This window comes from Fulvivirga sp. AWR4_260 (assembly GCF_056158185.1).
This window is the reverse complement of record NZ_JBSWSU010000015.1, coordinates 1472096-1492511: the sequence shown is the minus strand read 5'-3', so window position 1 is coordinate 1492511 and position 20416 is coordinate 1472096. Positions and strand designations below refer to the sequence as shown.

Genomic DNA, 20416 nt, shown 5'->3' with positions numbered 1-20416 from the left:
ATCAACAAATGTCTGAGAGCAGCAAAATAGCAAAACGTTTATCAGCAATAAGAATTATACATTGGGGTATTTCGGTACCCCTACTTTTCTTTTCACTGGTAGTATTGATGTTGAATAACAATAAAAACAGCATAGCCCCCGGTGAACCTATAGACTACATGCTTTATTTGCCTTTTATAATTACCCTGCTGGCTTTGCCAATTAGTAAAATACTATTTAGGCAAATGACCAAAAGTGCCAGCGGCTCTTTAGAAAATAAGCTTAAAAAATACTTTATAGCTGTAGTAGTTAGGAATGTCTGTTATGAAATCCCAGGCATGATTAGCTGTGCAGTGGCGTTAATTTTAGGCATTAACATTATTTTAGCTATTATTCCGGTGGTTGCACTTTTACTTTACGCACATAGGCCTTCTGCCACTAAAATAACAGAAGATTTACTATTGAGTAGAGAAGAAGAAGATATGATTAGAAATTCAAAATAAAATATCTTCATAACAACCATTAGCATGTATCCTTGCAGAAAGGTGCCCTTTTAAAGCCTCTGGCTTAAACAATGATTTCCCCATTAGCATCCTCACGCACTCCTGAATACCTTCGGTGATCGATGGATGAGGATGAACACATTCAGCCAGCTCCTCCACACCCTTATCCATACTTATCAGCAACGCTACAGCTTGAATAGCACTTGATGCCTGATTACCCACTACTCGCATACCTAGTATTTTCATGTCAGCATCGTTAGTAACCAGTAGCTTAATAAACCCTTGTGTATTTCTTTTAGCTATCGCTCTTGGTATGCACTGATAATCTAAAGTAACCACTTTATAGTCTATAGACTTTCGTCTGGCCTGATTTTCATTAAAACCTACTCCTGCTACCTCCGGATTGAGAAACATGATAGTTGAAATATTTTCATAAATCAACTTTCTGGAAGGTTTCCCAAAAATTTTCTCCACCGCATATCGCCCTTCAAGCTCACCTACATTAACCAAAGCAATATCTGCGGTTACATCTCCTACAGCATAAATATTAGAAACACTAGTCTGTGTATCATCATCTTCTATACCTCTTCCATTGTGTTTTATGTTTACATTAGGAGTCCACAAATTTTTATAATTAGCCTCCCTACCCACCGAAACCAAAGCCTTCTCAACATTAAACACCTCTTTAGATCCGTCAGTATATTCTAGTTCGTACTCCACCCTACCTCTAACCACTTCAATTCTTATCAACTGAGAGCTCCTATGAATATGAATACCATTATTCTCCATATTCCTTTCAATCACCTGCACCACGTCATGATCTTCAAAAGGAAGTATTCTGTCACCTTTATCTATTAGGTGTACTTTGGTTTTTCCAAAACCTGAAAATATAGTGGCGTACTCACAGCCTATAACCCCAGCACCTACAATAACCATACTTTCAGGAAAGTGCTCTAATTTTTCTATTCCATCACTAGTAAGAATATGTTCCTCATCTACAGGTATATCAGGTAATTTTCTGGGCTTACTACCAGTAGCCAAAATAATGTAATCACCCCAAACTACCTCTAGCTCTCCATTATCCTTAAAAATCTCCACCTCATTCTCACTGAGCAGTTGAGCCTTCCCTTGTTCATAAGAAAGTAAATCAGCAAAATAAGTACTATTTAAAAGATTCATATGATCAAAAAGCATACTCTTACGCTCTTCCACCGCATTTACTACCTCTCTCCTAATATCCTGAAAATCTATTTCTGGAATATCCATATTAAATTTCCTAAGGTTACTATGAAATTTGCGCATATCTCTAGCTATCTCCCACCATGTTTTAGAAGACAAAGCTCCGTTAGTAACTCCAGCCCCACCTATAGCACTTTTTTCAATTAGTAAAACCTTTTTCTTAAAATCTATTGCTCTCATGGCAGCAGCATAACCAGAAGGCCCCGCCCCAATAACCACCAAATCATATTTTCTCATACTAAGCCAAATTACTTATAGTTAAATATACGAATCCCCTTCAATTATAATAAACCTTATAAGAGAGAGTTACATATTAACACCCCATAATAAATATCGTTTTGTCCAACCCATAATTATTCAACTACAAATAGCTATTTATTTATTAAAAAAATACTAATTCACACCTCAAAGTATAGATAGATTAAGTTAAATAAAAATATATTATCAAGATAAGCAGTTTTATTTCCACAAAACTCCTAATTATCAAGGTTTTATATATTATTATAATATTTTTTATAATAAGTATAAATTTATTTATTTTTTTAATTGATTAATTGAATTTTAATAATTAATATTAACCTATCATTAACTTTTAAAAAACAAATCAAATGAAAACTACAGTAAGTAACACTCCAAAGACAGACGTAAGAAAAGAAACTTTAATCAACGCTCTAATCAAGCAAAATAAAGTGAGCTTACATACGAATTGCCACATCAATGACTGCGTAGGCAGCTAATAAACCATTATCTAACTTAAGATATTTAAAAAGATGAACGATTCATTAATTGAAAATGTAGAACGAGCATTGGACTGTGACGAAGAACACTTGGTTATTGAGGGTTTCATGAAACGTTATAATGTTTCTAAAGAAGAAGCAAAAGAAATTTTTTACGAAACTAAGAAATGGTTATGGCTTGCAGCAAAGTCAAGTAATGATGAAAACTTTCACTTGTTTATAGACCAACCATTGAAAGTGATTGATGAAATGTGGCATACATTCATTCTATACACAAAGATTTATTACAACTTTTGCATTCGTCACTTCAACAGGTTTATTCATCACTCTCCCACCACTAATGAGGAGATATCACAAATTGAGAATAGAATGAAATCTGATAAGAAAAATTTAATAAGGGAAAAGGAAGCAACCCTAAAAAAGCAATATTCTTTAATTTACGATCACCTAGGTGAAGAAACCTTAATAAAGTGGTATCAAACTTACCCTATTAAATATTCTAATAAAAATTTACAAATAATCAGGAAACAGTGACAGGAGGCATTATACACTAATTTTTTTTATCAAAAAGTTACATTATATTTAGCATTCTTCAATGAATGCTAAATATTTTATAATTCTACCACACCTGAGATTAATTACCTTGGTAATGACCAAAAGGTTAGCTCCATTAATTGCAATTTTTTTCATTAACATTCCTGTTTTTTCACAAACTGAGTACCTCTCAAACTTTTTCTTAACAAAAGATTATAATGCATCTCCCTCTAATTGGTCAATTATTCAATCTCAAGCTGGAAAAATATACGTTGCTAATTATGAGGGACTTCTTTCTTTAACAGGAAATAGGTGGCAATACTATACATCAAATAAAAATGACATATGCTTTTCTGCTGCCATAAATAATGAAACTATTTTCATTGGATCTAAAGATGATTTTGGCTACATGAAAGTAGATTCCACAGGTAATCTCTCTTTTAAATCTCTAAAACCTAATTCACTAAAAGACATTGACCTAGGGGCATTTTTCAAAACTTATAATCTCGGCAACACCATATACTTTTACTCTCCAAAAGTCATCATCAAATACAGTAACAACACTGTTACCCCATGGTTTTCTAACGAAAATCCATACAAGTTTTTATTTGAGGGAAAAAACTCACTTTTCACCACTAAGCAAAACGAAGGTATATTTCAAATTAAAGATGATACATTAAAATTGCTACCTAAGACTAAAGTTCTTGCAGATGAAAAAATAACTTGGATTAAGCAGGAAGCAGCAAATCAATTATTAATAGGAACAGTAAAGAACTCGATATACAGATATAGTAACTCCAAAACAACGCTCATAAAATCCTCATTTCCAGACAAAAAAACCTTAATCAACTCTGTGCATTATTTACCTAAACAGATCGATGGTCAAATACTAGTATCCAGTTTAGGCAATGGCATTTATTTTTCGGACAACAACTTTAAAATTCTTAGTCAATTTAAAAAAAACAAAGGCCTACCTAGTAATATGGTTAAAGATGTTTTAATTGATAAGATGAACAATCTATGGGTTGCCACCCAAGATGGCATCTCATTTACTGAATTATCTTCTCCAATAAAATTACACAGCAAAATCTTTAATGCAACATCCACTATACTTACTTTGAGAAAATTAGATGAGTCACTATATATAGGCACATCCGAAGGCCTTTTTAGCTACAACAACAGATCCATTCATCCTGTCGATTCTCTAAAAACAACTGTATGGTCTCTCTGCACTTATAAAGAACAACTGATAGTGGGCTCTGGTATTGGCCTCTTTACTATTGACAAAAAAGATAAGCTAAAAGAGATTGGAGACTATGTAGGAGTCAGTTTTGTTAATTGCAAAGACAATATTATGGCTGTTGGACACAACAAAGGCATTAGTCTATTGCAGGTAGACAATGAGTTTAACATCATTACTGAAAAGTTCATCCCTTTAGCCTCTCCTCATTTTACCTCCATAGAATTCAAATATGATGAAATTTGGGTAAGCATTAAATTTGACGGACTATACAAGATCACAGACCTAAAAACTGAAACTCCCAAAATTAGAAAATATGATCAAAGATCTAATTTACCAGATGTAAATGACATCAAGATACTTAACCTTTCTAACAAGCTATTATTTGCTTGCTCGAGAGGTTTCTTTAGTTATGATGAAACCAAAAATTCGTTTTTTAAAGACACCTTACTATTAAAAGAAGACCTAGACATAAAAAACGCAAGAATTGACAAGAATAATAACATATTCATTTCTGCTATAGGTGCAAATAGGGAGTATGAAATAATTGAATTTAAAAAAGAAGGAGCAAAATACACCAAAATCAAGACGCCATTCAATAGACTTCCTCCTACTACCTATAATGTAATTTACCCTCATGAAGACCTAATATGGTTTAGCAGCAACGATGCCTTGTTTAGTTTTGACTTGGATATAAAAAAGGATTATAATATACCCTTTAATTCTTTCATCAACCAAGTAAACAGCGGTGATTCAACTATATTTAATGGATACTACTATGACAATACTGACACTTCTTCTTTAGCTAGAATAACCTTCAACCAAACAGATAACTTCATCCCTGAGCTAACCTACAGCAATAATAATATAAGCTTTGAATTCAGTGCTGCATTTTACGAAGAACCTCAAAGAACAACTTATAGTTATTTCCTTGAAAATAATGATGAAAAGTGGTCGCAATGGAGCATTGAACAGAAAAAGGAATACAACAACCTATCACCAGGAAGTTACACCTTTAGAGTAAAAGCAAAAAACATATACGGTACCGAAAGCAAAGCAGCTATCTATAAGTTTAAAATCACACCACCATGGTACCGCACTATATGGGCTTACATTGGTTTCATTATACTTATAAGTGCTCTTCTATGGATGATTGTGCTCGCCTACACCTTTAGAGTTAGGGCCCAAAGACGAAGATTAAAACTTATAGTAGCAGACAGGACATACGAAGTACTGAATCAGAAAAAGGAAATAGAACAACAAAAAAACCTATTACAACACCAGTTTGAACAAATAAAACACCAAAGAGATGATATACAGGGCAAAAACCTAGCTTTAAACAAAGCTCAAAAAGAGACCTTAAAGGCCAATATGGCTCTACAAGAACTGAATAACCATTTAGAAAAAGAGGTGGAAATAAGGACTGAAAAAATCAAAACCACCCTAGATGAGCTTCAAAATACATATCAAGAGCTCGATCATTTCATTTATAGAGCGTCTCATGATTTAAAAGGCCCCCTTACCAGAATAAGTGGGCTTAGTGCATTAGCAAAGCTTGAATTACCCGATGCTCAAAGCAAAAAGTACATAGACCTGATTGATGTTACGGCCAATCATATGAATTCGCTGTTAATGAAGCTCACTCAAGTTCATGATCTTATGAATGAAGATGTAAAATTGGAACTTATAGAATTCGCTCCATTTTTAAGTAGCATCAGAGACCAGATAAAACATTTAGAAGAAGGAGCTATTATAAAATATAGCTTCGATATTCAAGACAACCTCACCTTTAAATCAGACGCTTACCGACTAGGAGTGGCAGTATTAAATATTTTAGAAAATGCCATCTGGTTCAGGAGGCCGAGTCAGGAAGTTCATTACATCTCTGTAACCGTAGAAAAGAACCAAAAATCTTTATCCATTAAAATTAAAGATACTGGACAAGGCATAGAGCCTGAATATATGACTAAGATTTATCATATGTTTTTCAAAGCATCTGACAACTCAAAAGGAAGTGGGCTAGGCTTATATTTAACTCAACTTGCGCTACAACCAATAGGAGGTAAAATAGCAGCAAAAAGCATAGTAAATAAGTTCACCGAATTCATAATAACAATTCCTTTAGAAAGCAAGGAGTTGGAAACTAGTTAATCCCATCAATGATAGGCCTAATTCGGTTTGCATTGGCCATGAAATCATCAACAGCCTCATCATCCGATTCTTCCAAGGCATTTTTAAACGCATTTAATTCATCAATATAGGCACCTAACGCTTGTAAAACATTCTTCTTGTTTTGGTTAAAAATAGGCCCCCACATGGCTGGAGAGCTTTTGGCTAAACGTACCGTAGAAGCAAACCCAGAACCTGCCATTGCAAAAATCCTCGCCTCATCCTCTTCCTTCTTTAACACAGTAGTACTCAAGGCAAATGAAGACACATGACTCAAATGACTGACGTACGCAATATGAAGATCATGGTCTTTAGGTGACATCTCAACTACGTTCATCGCTAAATTTTTACACAATTCATGAAATAACTGTAACTGCTCATCTCCTGACATCTCTTGCTGACATAGGATCATGATTTTGTCTTCAAATAATGTAGCAAAAGCTGCATCAGGTCCAGAATATTCAGTACCTGCCATTGGGTGAGCAGAAACATAATTCCCCCTCTTAGGATGATCTACAACTGCATTACAAATAGATTCTTTTGTAGACCCAAAATCAACAATTAATTGACCGTCAATTGACTGATCGAGCACCTCCTTCAATACTACCTCTACCACATTAACAGGCACCGCAAGCAATACTACATCAGCCACCTCCACCGCCTCCGCCAATTTGAGAGAACGATCTATAATATTTAATTCCTTAGCCCTTATAAGGTTTTGCTCATTTTTATCTACACCAATCACCTCAACATCCAACCGCCTTCTTTTTATACCTAAAGCGAAAGAACCGCCAATTAAGCCTACTCCTACTAATGCTATTTTCATTATAATCTACTTAATGCTTTATCATACATTGAAACATCACTACAAAGAGAAATACGCACATAACTTTTCCCCTTATCTCCGAATATAAAGCCTGGAGTTATAAAAATGTGCTTTTCGTGAAGCAAAGATTCCACTAACGTTTCTGCATCCATACCATCAGGCACTTTAGCCCATATGAACATGCCTTGTTGTGAAGAATCATAAACACACTTTAGCTTATCCATTATTTGAAGCACCTTACCCCTCCTACTCTTGTACACCTCATTAATAGCTCTATACCAATCATCACCTAAACTCAACGCTTCAACTGCAGCAAGCATAAGTGGTTTAAACATTCCTGAATCAACATTACTTTTAATCCGCAAAATATTTTGAATATAGTCACTTGCTCCTGCTACCCAACCCATTCTCCATCCTGCCATATTAAAAGATTTACTCATTGAACTCAATTCAATAGCTACATCTTTAGCTCCTTCCACACTAAATATACTTTGAGGTTTTGCAGAAGGTAAAATCAGGCTGTATGGATTATCATGGCACAATAACACCCTATTATTCGTGGCCAAACGAACAAAGCGCTCTAAAACACCTTTAGCTGCAGGCTGCCCCGTAGGCATATGCGGATAATTAAGCCACAGTAACTTTACTTTACTATAATCAAGATTCTCTAAAAACTCCCAATCAGGCTCCCATGCCTCATTTTCCTTCAAGGGGAATCTTATAACTTCAGCCCCGCACATTTCTGCCACCGCGCCATAAGCAGGGTAACAAAGTTCAGGCACCAAAACTTGATCTCCTGGATTAAGAAAAGCCAAAGAAATGTGCGTAATCCCCTCCTTAGAGCCTATCAAAGGCAATATTTCACTTTCTGAGTTTAATTGCACTTCATAGGTCCGATTCATCCACCTAGACATAGCCTCTTTCAGCTCAGGTATACCAGCATATGACTGATAACCGTGGTTTTGAGGCTGTCTGATTGCTTCACATGCAGATTCAATTACACTATCAGCGGGAGGAAGATCAGGACTACCTATAGCTAGGTTTAACACATCCTTACCTTCCTTTTGCATTTGCCTCACTTGAGCCAATTTCTTTGAAAAATAATATTCTTTGACCTGTCCTAGGCGGTCTGCAGGAGATATAATCATTTTTTTATAGCTTCTAGTTTTTTAGCTAACAACTCCTTCACTTCGTCAAGCGAGTTGTAAAGTTGCTCGTAAGATTCAATGATAAAGTATTTTTCCTGAAAAGCATCCTTTCTGTAAGGAGTATCCAATATTTTATCTACATTATATTCAAAGTGCTCTGGTTCGTTACTGATAGAAAATTTTGTTTCTCCGGCAGAGCTTAAAATACCCGCACCATAAATTCTTAATTCTCCATTTTCTCTAATCAACCCAAACTCCACTGTAAACCAGTAAATTCTACTCAGTAATTCAATAGCTTCTGCATCTCCAGCGTACCCTCTTCCTATCTTACTCAGCTCCTCTAAGAAGTTCACAAACGCTTGATTAGCCAATAAGGGCACATGCGCAAAAACATCATGAAACATATCTGGCTCCTCTAAATAGTCAAGCTCTTCCATCTTTCTCAACCATGTAGTAGCCGGAAACTTCCTATTAGACATCAAGTCAAAAAACAACTTATCATCAACAATACCTTCTACCGCTACTAATTCCCAGTCCGTTTCCTGTTTTAAAATCGCATTAGTTTCTTCGAAATTAGGAATTTGCTCACTAGTAAAGTTGATCTTATCTAACCCCACCATAAACTCCTTAGTAGCAGCTTTTGGTAAGTTTACAATTTGCCTGTCATAAAGAATCTGCCATACTTTCTGATCTTCATCAGTATACTGATCATACACTTGTTTCATATCTTGCAGCGTAGGAATCATTCTCTTTGGCATTTCTGTATTAGTTTTCATTTTCTTAACAGGTTAAATTAGAATTGTATTAAAATAAAAAAGCCTGATTCTTTTCGGAATCAGGCTTCATATATTCATTTGATTATTTCTTAGCTTATCATGAACATAGCTCTCCTACTCCGAAGGAAGTCATTCGGTAATAGTAGTAATAATAATATTTGCTGTTCATGTTTTTCATTACGCTCGTAAAGCTAAAACTAAATTTAATGATTCAAAAGAATTCATTTAAAAACTTTCTCGTAGATCAAATAACTTTCTCATTTTATAGATCAATCTCTCGCTTTCTTCAAAGCTTAAAGTTTGTTGACCATCAGACCATGCCTCCTCTGGCACTTGATGCGTTTCATATATTACCCCATCGGCTCCAGCCATAATACATGCCAGCGCTACAGGCTCTACGTGATCTCTAAGTCCTATACCATGAGAAGGATCTGCTATTACAGGTAAATGTGATTTTTCCTTGAGTATAGCAATGGCATTGATATCCATGGTATTTCTACTGGCCTTCTCATAAGTCCTAATTCCCCTTTCGCAAAGCATTAAGTTTTCATTACCGGCTGAGAAAACATACTCAGCAGATCCCAACAACTCATCAATGGTTCCTGAAATGCCCCTTTTTATTAAAACAGGTTTATCTACTTTACCAAGTTCATCCAACAAGTTGAAATTTTGAGTATTTCTTGCTCCCACTTGATAAACATCTACATAGTCATACATTTCCTCAATTTGAGAAACCTGCATTACTTCTGTTATTATTTTTATACCTGCCTCTTTGGCTAATTTGTACCAAATCTTTAAGCCATCTATCCCCAAGCCTCTAAAAGAATATGGAGAGCTACGTGGTTTGTACACACCTCCACGCATAATCTTTACATTATTAGCCTTAAGGTGATCTATAGTTTTCTTAATCTGTTCCTCTCCTTCTATAGAACATGGCCCAGCCATAAGGGCCATACCCCCCTCTTCTATAACCACACCATTACCTAAATCTATGGTAGTAGGTTTAACCTTCCACTTTTTAGATACAAGCTTAAAATCATCTGATACGATATGGATATCAGCAATACCGGGTATATTACCCACCTCACGGATATCAAAATCCGCTTTACCAATACCTACCACATACTCCCCCTTTTGAGTAGTAACTTCAGTTGTTTTATATTTAAGGTCGTTTACCTTCTTTATTATATTTTGCCTTCTGTCATCTGACAGATTTTTTTCTAATTGAATTATCATATTTTCACCCTTTAATATTCTTTACAAAAGCAGATATACTCTCCTGAGACAGTGGTTCATTGTCCAAATGCTTAATAAATGCACTTCCTATAATGGCTCCATTGCTATACTTACACGCCTCACTGAAAGTACTTTTATTAGAGATTCCAAATCCAATGAGTGTTGGATTACTCAATTTCATCTCATTTACTCTTTCAAAATACGCTCTTTGTTGTTCAGTAAAATCTCCTTTGGCTCCGGTAGTGCTTGCCGATGATACCATATAAATAAACCCATCAGTTTTCGCATCTATCTCCCTAATTCTCGCTTCTGAAGTCTGGGGTGTTATTAAGAATATATTTTTCAATCCGTATTTCTCAAAAGTCTCCTTATAAGACTCTAAATATTCTGCCATTGGCAAATCGGGAAGTATTAAGCCATCAACACCTACTTTAGAGCATTCTTCACAAAACTTCTCTACTCCATACTGTATTACAGGGTTGATGTATCCCATTAAAATAATAGGAATGGTCACTTTACTTCTGATATCTGCTAATTGCTCAAAAAGCAACTTGATGGTCATCCCGTTATCCAGAGCCTTTTTATTACTTTCCTGAATGGTAGGTCCATCCGCAACCGGATCAGAAAAAGGCATTCCTATTTCAATAATATCTGCACCTGCCTTCTCCAAATATTCCGATATTGAAAACGTATTTTCAAACACTGGAAATCCAGCAGTATAATACACAGATAAAATATCACTTTTATTTTTAAAAAGTTCGTTAATTCTATTAATAGTTTTTGTTTCCATGGTAAATATTTTTGTGGTTAGGATCTAAATCTTAAAGCCGGCATTTAATATTGTCCCCACTTTATATATGTTTCAAGATCTTTATCCCCTCTACCCGATAAATTAACCACCACAACATCACTACTATTAAATTGTATTTTTTTAAGAGCAGCTAGCGCATGCGCAGACTCTACAGCCGGTATAATTCCTTCTAATTTACTAAGCTCAACACCCGCCTTCATGGCTTCTTCATCTGTTGCGTTTTCGAACTTCACTCTTCCGGTTTCAAAAAGGTGAGCATGAATTGGACCTATGCCTGGGTAATCAAGCCCCGCAGAAATGGAGTAAGGTTCCACAACCTGACCATCTTCGGTTTGCATCAAAAGTGTTTTACTTCCATGCAAAACACCCGGCTTACCTAAGTATGAAGTAGCGGCAGATTCACCACTATTAACGCCTTTCCCTGCTGCCTCAATAGCTACAAGCTTCACTTTCTCCTCATCGAGGTAATGATAAAATGCTCCTGCAGCATTACTTCCTCCTCCTACACACGCCAAAACATAATCAGGATATTCCGTACCTAATTCTTCTTTTAATTGCCATTTAATCTCCTCACTAATCACACTTTGAAAGCGTGCTACCATATCGGGGTAAGGGTGTGGTCCTACCACAGAACCTATAATATAATGTGTATCTACTGGGTGACTGATCCAGTGCCTCATGGCTTCATTAGTAGCATCTTTAAGAGTGCGGCTTCCACTTTTCGCAGGTACAACTTCAGCCCCCAAGATTCTCATCCTTTCTACATTAGGCTTTTGCCTAGCCATATCCACCTCACCCATATAAACAATGCACTCCATACCCATGAGGGCACAAACAGTGGCAGTTGCTACTCCGTGCTGGCCTGCACCTGTTTCTGCTATAATCTTTTGCTTACCAAGCTTCTTTGCCAAAATAATTTGACCAACTGTATTGTTTACCTTGTGCGCTCCTGTATGACACAAATCTTCCCTCTTCAGGTAAATATTGGCTCCATAATGCTCAGAAAGCCTATTAGCTCTATAGAGAGGTGTTGGCCTTCCAACATAGTCTTTCAACAACTTATCATACTCAGCCTTAAATTCAGGATCTTTAATAATTGTAAGATAATTCTCTCTTAGTTCCTCCACGTTAGGGTATAACATTTCAGGAATATATGCGCCACCAAAATTTCCGTAGTAGCCTTTATCATCTACACTGTATCGCATAGCATTTTTTCTTTTAACTGTTTAACTAATGTAACGTCTTTCAATCCTGGAGAAATCTCAAACTTGCTATTCACATCAATAGCATGAATAAGCACATTCTCAATTTTCTCCACACCTTCCACATTCTCCAGATCAATACCGCCACTTAAAAATATTGGTTTAGTGAGATGTACTGATGCCAACCTCGACCAATCAAAGGTTTTACCACTCCCTCCCAACTGCTTAGCACGTGTATCAAACAAAAAGTAGTCACACACCTCTTCATATACCTTAAATTCCATCCAATCAAGCTCGTTATTACCTGAAAAGACCTTGATAACAGTAATCCCATCAGCTTTGAGCGCTTTACAGTACTCCACTGTTTCAAACCCATGCAACTGCACCATTTGCAAATCATATTTCTTCACCTTATTCACCACCTCTGCTAGCGGAGCATCAACAAAAACACCTATTTTTTTGATTTCTTTAGGTATAGATGCTATATGAGAAGGTTCAAAGTCATCACCAACATACCGCGGTGATTTATCATAGAAAATAAAACCTACGTAATCAGGCTTAACAGCAACTATTTCATTGATATTATCCCTTAATCCACAGATTTTTAATTTTATATCCTTAAGCTTTGGCATAATGCTTTTTTTCCAGAATACTTAATTTATCTATAAATTCCTGACAAGCCTTTTCAGGTCTACTTCCTGACATGAAACGCTCACCGATTAAGAAGCCCTGAAAGCCGTGCTCCTTTAAGTCAACAATTACGTCAGGCGAATGAATGCCACTTTCTGCCACTTTCACAAATTCGGAAGGAATTAACGAGGACAACTTCTTTGAAGTATTAATATCGACCTCAAAAGTGCCTAGATTACGGTTATTCACTCCCACCAAGTCTATTTTATCAGACAAGCTCCTTTTCAACTCTTCTTCATTATGCACTTCCATTAACACCTCTAAGCCTAATGATTTGGCAAATGCCCCCAGTCGTTCTATCTCCTCTGATGATAACACCGAAGCAATAAGTAAAATTGCATCAGCGCCTATAGACTTAGCCTCTATTATTTGATACTCATCTACTATAAAGTCTTTTCTGAGAATTGGACAAAAATTAAACTTCCTAGCCGTTACCAAATCGTCATTTTTACCTCCGAAAAATTTCGTATCAGTTAATATTGATAGTGCAGAAGCCCCTGCCTGCATATATCCTATGGAGGTCCTTTCTATAGAAACATTAGGATTAATATCTCCCTTTGATGGAGATTTTCTCTTTATTTCAGCAATAATTCCAGACTTATCTTCTCTTAAAATGTATTTTTTTAAAGAAACTGCTGGAGTGTTAAAGTATATGCTTTGCTCTAATAATCTGGTTGGGAATATACTTTTGCGGTCTTCGACTACCTTGCGCTTATGCGCTACTATTTCATCTAGGATATTCATATGTCAATGGGTTGTATAAGTTTTTTCCTTATTTATTAATTTCTTGAATGCCTTTAGGGCGTTACCCGATTTTAAAGACTCTTTTGCTCTTTCAATATTAGCCTGTATACCTTCTTTTTGATTAGAAGCGTATAGCGCCATTCCCGCATTGGCTATGACCACATTCTCCTGCGCTGTAGTTCCTTCTCCCCTAAGCACACTTTCAAATATTTTTGCAGCATCCTGAATGGTACCACCACCACTAATTTCAATTGCATTTAACTTTTCCAAGCCTATATCCGATGGACTTAATAATCGTTCGCCATCATTTGATATTACTTTAAAATCTCCTGTAAGAGATATCTCATCATACCCATCAAGAGAATGTAAAATCACAAAATCTTTATTTGACTTCTGATACAGATAGCCATACAACCTGGCTAACTCCAAGCTAAAGACACCTACCAATTGCTTACGCGGAAATGCAGGATTTACCATTGGCCCTAGCATATTAAAAAAGGTCTTAACTCCTAAATCTTTACGGATAGGCGCCACATTTTTCATAGCTGGATGAAATAAAGGAGCATGCAAAAAACAAATATTGGCTTCATCCAAACTTCTCTTCAACTCATCTTTATCATTGGTAAATTCATAACCAAAGTGCGCTAACAAGTTACTTGACCCACATACTGACGACACCCCGTTATTACCGTGTTTGGCTACAGACTGCCCTGCCCCCGCTACCACAAAAGAGGATAACGTAGATATATTAAAAGTATCTTTACCATCACCTCCAGTTCCACATAAATCAATGGCATCATACTCATCTATTTCAACAGGTGTACATAACTCCAACATACCATCTCGAAACCCTTCCAGCTCATCTACAGTGATACTTCTCATCATGTAAACTGTAAGAAAAGCAGCTACCTGGCTTTGGTTATATTCACCCAATGCAAGTTTTTTCAAGATCCGCTTTGAATCTTCTTTATCAAGAGATTTGTGCTCAATAAGCCGGTTTAAAACATCTTTCATTGTTCTGTTTGGTTATTTTTAAAGCCGTTAAGCTTATTAATTTTTAATCCAGTTTTCTAATATCACTTTGCCATTTTCTGTTAGGATAGACTCTGGGTGAAACTGCAATCCTTTCACATCATACTTCCGATGTGTTAGTGCCATAATATGCCCCTTTCCATCCACTGCAGTAACTTCAATATCAGCCCCTAGCTTGTCAGGCTTAACTGCCCAGCTATGATAATGACATCCTTTGAAGGTATTAGGCATGCCATTAAATAGGTAGTCATCGGGCTTTGTCACTGATATATCACTAGCTATTCCATGAAGCACCTCTGTCATATTGAACAGTTCACTACCATACACTTCTGCTATACCCTGATGCCCAAGGCAAACACCAAGAATACTTTTATTTGCACCATACTCACTTACCACCTCTTTTAAAATACCAGCTTCTTCAGGTATGCCAGGACCAGGAGAGATCAATATCTTATCATAATCAGCTACCTTATCTAGAGCTATCTTATCGTTTCTAAAAATATCTAAAGTCCTTACCTCATCCAGCTCTCGTAAAATATGAACCAAGTTGTAAGTAAAGGAATCGTAATTATCTAAAATTAATACTTTCATGGAGGGGGCTTATTTGTTAATCGTTTCTGCTACTTCTAATGCATTTCTCAGTGCTGCCAACTTATTATTCACTTCCTGAAGCTCACTTTCTGGCAATGATTTGGCCACTACGCCAGCCCCAGCCTGATAATACAGTGTATTTTCCTTACTTAGAAAAGAACGAATCATAATGGCGTGATTAAAATCTCCATTAAAGCCCATAAAACCAATGGCGCCACCATAGTAATTTCTGCTTCTATTTTCGTATTTATCTATCAATGTCATGGCATTGTGCTTGGGGGCACCGGACAAAGTACCAGCAGGAAAAGTATCTGCTACTAATTTCAATGGAATAGAATCTTCTGCTAGTGTGCCTACTACTTTTGACACCAAGTGTATTACATGAGAGTAGTATTGGATCTCTTTAAAAACCTCAACTTTCACTTTTTCAGAGCTTCTACTAAGATCATTTCTGGCTAAGTCAACCAACATCACGTGCTCTGAATTTTCCTTTTCATCAGCGAATAATTTTCTAGCCAAATCAGCATCGGCCTGATCATTACCCGTTCTTCTAAATGTACCGGCAATAGGAAAAATACTAGCCTGACCATCTTTGATTACAATTTGTGATTCGGGAGAAGAACCAAAGATTTTGAAACTACCATAATCGAAGTAAAATAGATATGGTGATGGGTTAATTGATCTTAATGCACGGTACACATTAAATTCATCTCCTGAAAACTCATTCTGAAATCTTCTACTTAATACAATTTGGAAGACATCACCTCTAAGACAGTGAGATTTCCCACTCTTAAGAATCTCGAGAAACTCTTCATCTGAGTAGTTAGAGCTTTCTTTTCCTGAAAGAGCAAAATGAAACTTCGGGTTATTATTGATATTGATTAAAGACTCAATATACTGAAGGTTACTCTCTTCTTCTTGCCCTGCTACAGAATGCTCAAACAAGAACAACTCATTTTTGAAATGATTGACCACTATTACATACTTGTAAATAGAGTAAATGGCATCCGGAATATCTTCATTGTCATGTCTTAAATCAATGTCTTCAAAATACTTAACACTGTCATAAGCCATATATCCAAACAAGCCATTGGTCACAAATTTATGATCTGTTTCTTCTACCTTGAAGCTCGATTTAAACTCATTTAGTTCGCTCAATAAGTTTTCTCTACTTACCTTTTTGGTTTCAGGCTCCTGTCCAGGATAACTAATCTCCAAACCACCATTTTTAGCCTCAAAAGTGGCCAAAGGAGAGCAACATATATAGGAGTAACTATTGTCAGTTCCATGGTAATCAGAGCTTTCTAGCAAAATGCTATTAGCAAATTTGTCTCGCAAGCGCAGATAAATGCTAACAGGGGTTAACGTGTCAGCTAATAATTTCTTTGAAAAGGTTTTTAAAATGTATTTCATTCAAATTCCGTATTAAACAAAAAAGGCCCGCTGTTGGAACAGCGAGCCTTTATAATTAATTTAAGATCTATGGTAATCTCACAATAACGCTGTTCACCTTACTTTTTTTGTAAAGTGCCACCACCATGCGTTGTTATGTGAAAATGTATTGTTCATATCGATAACCAAATGTAACGAGAGAAATTTTAAAAGCAAACTTTTTTTTGACTTTCTCTCTATCTGTTAAAATTACACTGTTATTAAATTACCAAATCTTTACTCGTACGCTATCATCTCTGTACATACCATCTCCAGGCTTCACGTTAAATGCTTCATAGAAACTTGGCATATTTGATAAAGGTCCATTAGCCCTGTACATTCCTGGCGAGTGTGGATCAGTATTCACCTGAGTCCTTAACGTTTCATCTTTATACTTGATTCTCCAGATAGTGGCCCAAGACATAAAGAACCTCTGCTCTGGAGTAAACCCATCTATTAAACCTGGATCTCCGTGCTCTTTAAGGTGTTTTTGTAAACCGTCATAAGCCACATTGATTCCACCAAGGTCACCAATATTTTCACCTAAAGTAAATGCTCCATTTACATGTACGCTATCAAGCGGTTCAAAACCATCATATTGGGCTATCAACTTACCCGTTCTTGCTTTAAAGCTTTCTGCATCCTGGTCAGTCCACCAGTTTTTAAGGTTACCTTCAGCATCAAATCTACTTCCTTGATCATCGAAGCAATGCGAGATTTCATGACCTATTACAGCTCCGATACCACCATAATTCACTGCCATATCGGCTTTGTAATTATAGAACGGAGGTTGAAGTATAGCCGCAGGGAATACTATTTCATTGAACATAGGATTAAAATAAGCATTCACTGTTTGAGGAGTCATTCCCCATTCTTTCTTATTTACAGGCTTACCTATTTTATTTATATCATATTGAAATTCAAATGCCGTAGCATTCATTACATTTTCAAAATAAGAAGCATTTTCTCCTGTAGTAACTGCTAAATCTGAGTAATCTCTCCATTCTTCAGGATAACCAATCTTCACAGTCATAGTCTTCAACTTCTCTAGCGCCTTATCCTTTGCACTGTCAGACATCCACTCTAGCCCTTTAATACGATCACCGAAAGCTAATTTAATATTATCAACCATTTCTTCAGCCTTAGCTTTAGCCTCAGGAGGAAAAACAGCATCAACATAAAGTTTACCAATTGCCATTCCTAGTGCACGGTTAGTAGAACCTAACACCCTCTTCCATCTGGCTCTCATTTCATCAGTACCTTTCAATGTTTTTTGGTAGAAATCAAAATCAGCTTGCACAAAAGCATTGTTCAAATATGGAGAAGCACCATTTATCACATTCCATCTTAAATATGCTTTAATATCATCCAATGGAATTTCTTCAGTAATTTTATTTACTTCAGCTATAAATTTAGGCTGCATTACTATTAATGTATCTACATTATCTACACCCATATCACCTAAATATTGTTTCCAATCAATTGCAGGAGCTAACTTAGCTAGTTCACCTAACGACTTTTTATTATAAAGTGCAACAGTATTTCTTCTTTCTACATTAGTCATTGAAGCTTCCGCCAAGCGTGTTTCCAGCTTCATGATTTTATCAGCATGCGTAGCGGCTTCTTCTTCACCCTCGCCTACCAAAGTGAGCATTCTAGCAATATGTTTCACATATGCTTCTCTGGTTTCTTTAGACTTACTATCTGTTTTTGTATAATAATCTCTATCTGGCAACCCTAAACCACCCTGAGCGAGGTAAGTAGCCATAGCCTTACTGTTTTTAAAATCTGGGAATACCGCAAAATTAAAGAATGATCCGCCTCCCATTGTCTGCTCTTTAGACAAGTATTTCTGTAAGCCCTTTACATCTTTTATCTCATCTATACTAGCAAATATGGGCTCTAATGGCTTATACCCAACTTTTTCAGCTAATAAAGAATCCATACCAATAGCATAGTAATCTATCGCTTTTTTCTGATCCGATCCTGCTTTATACTTATTTGCATTACCTGCATTTTGCAATACATCCAGAACTGTCTCGTTCGTATTTTCTCTCAACTCATTAAAACTCCCCCAAGCTCCTTGGTCTCCTGGAATTTCAGTCTTATCAATCCATTTTCCGTTAACAAACAGGAAAAAGTCATCTACTGGATTAACAGCAGAATCTATATTCGTAAGATTCAACCCTACTACCGCCTCTTGGCTCTCCTCTTCTTTGTGATCTTGTGGAGCATTACAGCCTACCATCACTAATCCGAGACCAAGAGCTGTTAACACATTAGAATAATTCAAGCTCTTAAATTTCATGTTAATATATAAGATTTAGTAACCCTCTAATTTTATAAATTTCTAGTTAAAAAGCATCACAATTTATATCAACGGCTTCATTCTTAGCTAAGCAATTAGATTTAATCCATTAGCACTTAACCTTTTAAAATTATAAATCATTATCATTAACTTTTTCAAAATGCAATGAATGTTCTCTCTGCCTCATACTGAAATAGCTAAATAACAAAATCAACACCCTGCCGAACTATAAAATTCTGTAGTTGTTTTATTCAAAAAGGTTTTACCATGGCAAAAGCAAGCGAAAAACTGATCGTAGCTATTAACAACACCATACAAATGCTACAAAAAAGCAACAACTACCAATGGGGGCACATGGGTAGCTGTAACTGCGGTTTCTTAGCCCAAGAAATTACAAAGCTTTCAAAAACAGACATTCACAAACGAGCAATGCAAAAACATGGCGATTGGAATGAGCAACTAAACGACTATTGTCCAACCAGCGGCCTACTTATGGACGATTTAATAAGCGAATTACTAGCATTTGGCCTTGACACAGATGACCTAAAGCATTTAGAAAAACTATCCGATCCGGCAATACTAAAAAATTTACCTTTTGAAGAAAGAGCATTAAGACACAACATAAAGTCAGATGTCATTAAGTATTTAAAAACATGGTCGTCAAAGCTTGAATCAGAATTAATTAATAAAATTAAGCTACCACATGACATTTCTTCCCCTGTAAATACAATAGCCTCAGAAAATATTTGTTAAATTCATAAGCAAAATTATAAATGAATGTATTTTTACCACATGCAAAATGTGGTACATAAATATTACAAAAGGGTATTTGATGACTTTACTATACTAGTACAAGTAAATCCTATTACTTATAAAGGAATAGAATTAATGATACCTAAAGAAGGTAAAACCGAAAAGCGCAAGTTAGATTTTGATGAAAATATATATGAAGATCTGGAGCACGATGGTTTTGCCGAATCAAGTTCTTTAGAATTTAATCTTTATTTAAAGGGCTTGAAGGCATGATTTTGAGGTTATCACAAAAAAAATGATTAAAAAAACGCAGATCTTTTTCGATTTACAGAAATCCTCTTACATTTGCAGTGGCAAATCAGTACGACCAGCTCCTGCTGAACTCCCCCAGGACCGGAAGGTAGCAAGGGTAGGCGGTTGTAGCGGTGCGATACTTGGTTTGCCTTTTTTTGTTTTAAGCCCTCAAT

18 protein-coding genes and 1 other RNA gene are annotated in these 20416 nt (G+C 36.1%); 6 read left to right on the top strand and 13 right to left on the bottom strand.

Annotation, left to right across the window (positions count from 1 at the left end; genetic code table 11):
- Positions 1–8 precede the first annotated feature (8 nt).
- Positions 9–482, top strand: coding sequence for a hypothetical protein (locus ACXACQ_RS12885; protein ID WP_474976356.1), 474 nt, complete (start codon positions 9–11; stop codon positions 480–482).
- Here ACXACQ_RS12885 and ACXACQ_RS12880 read toward each other — a convergent pair.
- Positions 474–1958, bottom strand: a complete 1485-nt coding sequence (locus ACXACQ_RS12880; protein ID WP_474976355.1) for a dihydrolipoyl dehydrogenase family protein — start codon at positions 1956–1958, stop codon at positions 474–476. The two genes, ACXACQ_RS12885 and ACXACQ_RS12880, sit on opposite strands and share 9 nt — an antisense overlap.
- 533 nt (positions 1959–2491) lie before the next feature.
- Between ACXACQ_RS12880 and ACXACQ_RS12875 the strand changes: the two genes are divergently transcribed.
- Entirely contained in the window at positions 2492–2992 is a 501-nt protein-coding gene (locus ACXACQ_RS12875; protein ID WP_474976354.1) for a glycine-rich domain-containing protein, read from the top strand.
- Between the two features lie 115 nt (positions 2993–3107).
- Positions 3108–6383: a sensor histidine kinase gene (locus ACXACQ_RS12870; RefSeq protein ID WP_474976353.1), complete on the top strand. Its 3276-nt coding sequence runs from the start codon at positions 3108–3110 to the stop codon at positions 6381–6383.
- Here the strand turns inward: ACXACQ_RS12870 and ACXACQ_RS12865 are convergent.
- The 12 genes from ACXACQ_RS12865 to ACXACQ_RS12810 all read right to left on the bottom strand — a co-directional run bounded on the left by ACXACQ_RS12865 (position 6376) and on the right by ACXACQ_RS12810 (position 19196).
- Positions 6376–7227: a prephenate dehydrogenase gene (locus tag ACXACQ_RS12865; RefSeq protein ID WP_474976352.1), complete on the bottom strand. Its 852-nt coding sequence runs from the start codon at positions 7225–7227 to the stop codon at positions 6376–6378. The genes ACXACQ_RS12870 and ACXACQ_RS12865 overlap by 8 nt on opposite strands.
- Positions 7227–8375 carry a pyridoxal phosphate-dependent aminotransferase gene (locus ACXACQ_RS12860; RefSeq protein ID WP_474976351.1) on the bottom strand — a complete coding sequence of 383 codons (1149 nt, stop codon included), beginning with the start codon at positions 8373–8375 and terminating at the stop codon, positions 7227–7229. The genes ACXACQ_RS12865 and ACXACQ_RS12860 overlap by 1 nt, the downstream gene beginning before the upstream one ends.
- Positions 8372–9151, bottom strand: a complete 780-nt coding sequence (locus ACXACQ_RS12855; protein WP_474976350.1) for a phenylalanine 4-monooxygenase — start codon at positions 9149–9151, stop codon at positions 8372–8374. Before ACXACQ_RS12855 ends, ACXACQ_RS12860 begins: the two co-directional genes overlap by 4 nt.
- A 225-nt stretch (positions 9152–9376) precedes the next feature.
- A complete protein-coding gene (gene aroF / locus ACXACQ_RS12850; protein ID WP_474976349.1) occupies positions 9377–10387 on the bottom strand; it encodes a 3-deoxy-7-phosphoheptulonate synthase in 1011 nt (336 codons plus the stop codon).
- Between the two features lie 4 nt (positions 10388–10391).
- Positions 10392–11177 carry a tryptophan synthase subunit alpha gene (gene trpA, locus ACXACQ_RS12845; protein WP_474976348.1) on the bottom strand — a complete coding sequence of 262 codons (786 nt, stop codon included), beginning with the start codon at positions 11175–11177 and terminating at the stop codon, positions 10392–10394.
- A gap of 44 nt (positions 11178–11221) precedes the next feature.
- On the bottom strand, positions 11222–12403 hold the full coding sequence (gene trpB / locus ACXACQ_RS12840) for a tryptophan synthase subunit beta (protein WP_474976347.1): 1182 nt from the start codon (positions 12401–12403) through the stop codon (positions 11222–11224).
- The gene (locus ACXACQ_RS12835; RefSeq protein WP_474976346.1) at positions 12388–13032 is read right to left on the bottom strand and encodes a phosphoribosylanthranilate isomerase; all 645 of its coding nucleotides are present in this window, start codon (positions 13030–13032) and stop codon (positions 12388–12390) included. The genes trpB and ACXACQ_RS12835 overlap by 16 nt, the downstream gene beginning before the upstream one ends.
- A complete protein-coding gene (gene trpC / locus ACXACQ_RS12830; protein ID WP_474976345.1) occupies positions 13019–13834 on the bottom strand; it encodes an indole-3-glycerol phosphate synthase TrpC in 816 nt (271 codons plus the stop codon). Before trpC ends, ACXACQ_RS12835 begins: the two co-directional genes overlap by 14 nt.
- Before the next feature lie 3 nt (positions 13835–13837).
- On the bottom strand, positions 13838–14848 hold the full coding sequence (gene trpD, locus ACXACQ_RS12825; RefSeq protein ID WP_474976344.1) for an anthranilate phosphoribosyltransferase: 1011 nt from the start codon (positions 14846–14848) through the stop codon (positions 13838–13840).
- Between the two features lie 36 nt (positions 14849–14884).
- Positions 14885–15457: an anthranilate synthase component II gene (locus tag ACXACQ_RS12820; protein ID WP_474976343.1), complete on the bottom strand. Its 573-nt coding sequence runs from the start codon at positions 15455–15457 to the stop codon at positions 14885–14887.
- A gap of 9 nt (positions 15458–15466) precedes the next feature.
- Positions 15467–16870, bottom strand: coding sequence for an anthranilate synthase component I family protein (locus tag ACXACQ_RS12815; RefSeq protein ID WP_474976342.1), 1404 nt, complete (start codon positions 16868–16870; stop codon positions 15467–15469).
- A gap of 244 nt (positions 16871–17114) precedes the next feature.
- A complete protein-coding gene (locus ACXACQ_RS12810) occupies positions 17115–19196 on the bottom strand; it encodes a M13 family metallopeptidase (protein ID WP_474976341.1) in 2082 nt (693 codons plus the stop codon).
- A 267-nt stretch (positions 19197–19463) separates the two neighbouring features.
- Between ACXACQ_RS12810 and ACXACQ_RS12805 the strand changes: the two genes are divergently transcribed.
- The 3 genes from ACXACQ_RS12805 to ffs all read left to right on the top strand — a co-directional run bounded on the left by ACXACQ_RS12805 (position 19464) and on the right by ffs (position 20396).
- The gene (locus ACXACQ_RS12805) at positions 19464–19949 is read left to right on the top strand and encodes a hypothetical protein (protein ID WP_474976340.1); all 486 of its coding nucleotides are present in this window, start codon (positions 19464–19466) and stop codon (positions 19947–19949) included.
- Positions 19950–19973: 24 nt separating this feature from the next.
- On the top strand, positions 19974–20222 hold the full coding sequence (locus ACXACQ_RS12800; protein WP_474976339.1) for a hypothetical protein: 249 nt from the start codon (positions 19974–19976) through the stop codon (positions 20220–20222).
- Between the two features lie 79 nt (positions 20223–20301).
- An RNA gene (ffs, locus tag ACXACQ_RS12795) (signal recognition particle sRNA small type) lies at positions 20302–20396 on the top strand.
- The last annotated feature ends 20 nt before the right edge of the window (positions 20397–20416 follow it).

Excerpts from the sequence above, each read along its gene's own strand:
- ACXACQ_RS12885 (WP_474976356.1), top strand. The coding sequence starts at position 9 with ATGTCTGAGAGCAGCAAAATAGCAAAACGTTTATCAGCAATAAGAATT.
- ACXACQ_RS12880 (WP_474976355.1), bottom strand. The coding sequence starts at position 1,958 with ATGAGAAAATATGATTTGGTGGTTATTGGGGCGGGGCCTTCTGGTTAT.
- ACXACQ_RS12875 (WP_474976354.1), top strand. The coding sequence starts at position 2,492 with ATGAACGATTCATTAATTGAAAATGTAGAACGAGCATTGGACTGTGAC.
- ACXACQ_RS12870 (WP_474976353.1), top strand. The coding sequence starts at position 3,108 with ATGACCAAAAGGTTAGCTCCATTAATTGCAATTTTTTTCATTAACATT.
- ACXACQ_RS12865 (WP_474976352.1), bottom strand. The coding sequence starts at position 7,227 with ATGAAAATAGCATTAGTAGGAGTAGGCTTAATTGGCGGTTCTTTCGCT.
- ACXACQ_RS12860 (WP_474976351.1), bottom strand. The coding sequence starts at position 8,375 with ATGATTATATCTCCTGCAGACCGCCTAGGACAGGTCAAAGAATATTAT.
- ACXACQ_RS12855 (WP_474976350.1), bottom strand. The coding sequence starts at position 9,151 with ATGAAAACTAATACAGAAATGCCAAAGAGAATGATTCCTACGCTGCAA.
- aroF (WP_474976349.1), bottom strand. The coding sequence starts at position 10,387 with ATGATAATTCAATTAGAAAAAAATCTGTCAGATGACAGAAGGCAAAAT.
- trpA (WP_474976348.1), bottom strand. The coding sequence starts at position 11,177 with ATGGAAACAAAAACTATTAATAGAATTAACGAACTTTTTAAAAATAAA.
- trpB (WP_474976347.1), bottom strand. The coding sequence starts at position 12,403 with ATGCGATACAGTGTAGATGATAAAGGCTACTACGGAAATTTTGGTGGC.
- ACXACQ_RS12835 (WP_474976346.1), bottom strand. The coding sequence starts at position 13,032 with ATGCCAAAGCTTAAGGATATAAAATTAAAAATCTGTGGATTAAGGGAT.
- trpC (WP_474976345.1), bottom strand. The coding sequence starts at position 13,834 with ATGAATATCCTAGATGAAATAGTAGCGCATAAGCGCAAGGTAGTCGAA.
- trpD (WP_474976344.1), bottom strand. The coding sequence starts at position 14,848 with ATGAAAGATGTTTTAAACCGGCTTATTGAGCACAAATCTCTTGATAAA.
- ACXACQ_RS12820 (WP_474976343.1), bottom strand. The coding sequence starts at position 15,457 with ATGAAAGTATTAATTTTAGATAATTACGATTCCTTTACTTACAACTTG.
- ACXACQ_RS12815 (WP_474976342.1), bottom strand. The coding sequence starts at position 16,870 with ATGAAATACATTTTAAAAACCTTTTCAAAGAAATTATTAGCTGACACG.
- ACXACQ_RS12810 (WP_474976341.1), bottom strand. The coding sequence starts at position 19,196 with ATGAAATTTAAGAGCTTGAATTATTCTAATGTGTTAACAGCTCTTGGT.
- ACXACQ_RS12805 (WP_474976340.1), top strand. The coding sequence starts at position 19,464 with ATGGCAAAAGCAAGCGAAAAACTGATCGTAGCTATTAACAACACCATA.
- ACXACQ_RS12800 (WP_474976339.1), top strand. The coding sequence starts at position 19,974 with ATGTATTTTTACCACATGCAAAATGTGGTACATAAATATTACAAAAGG.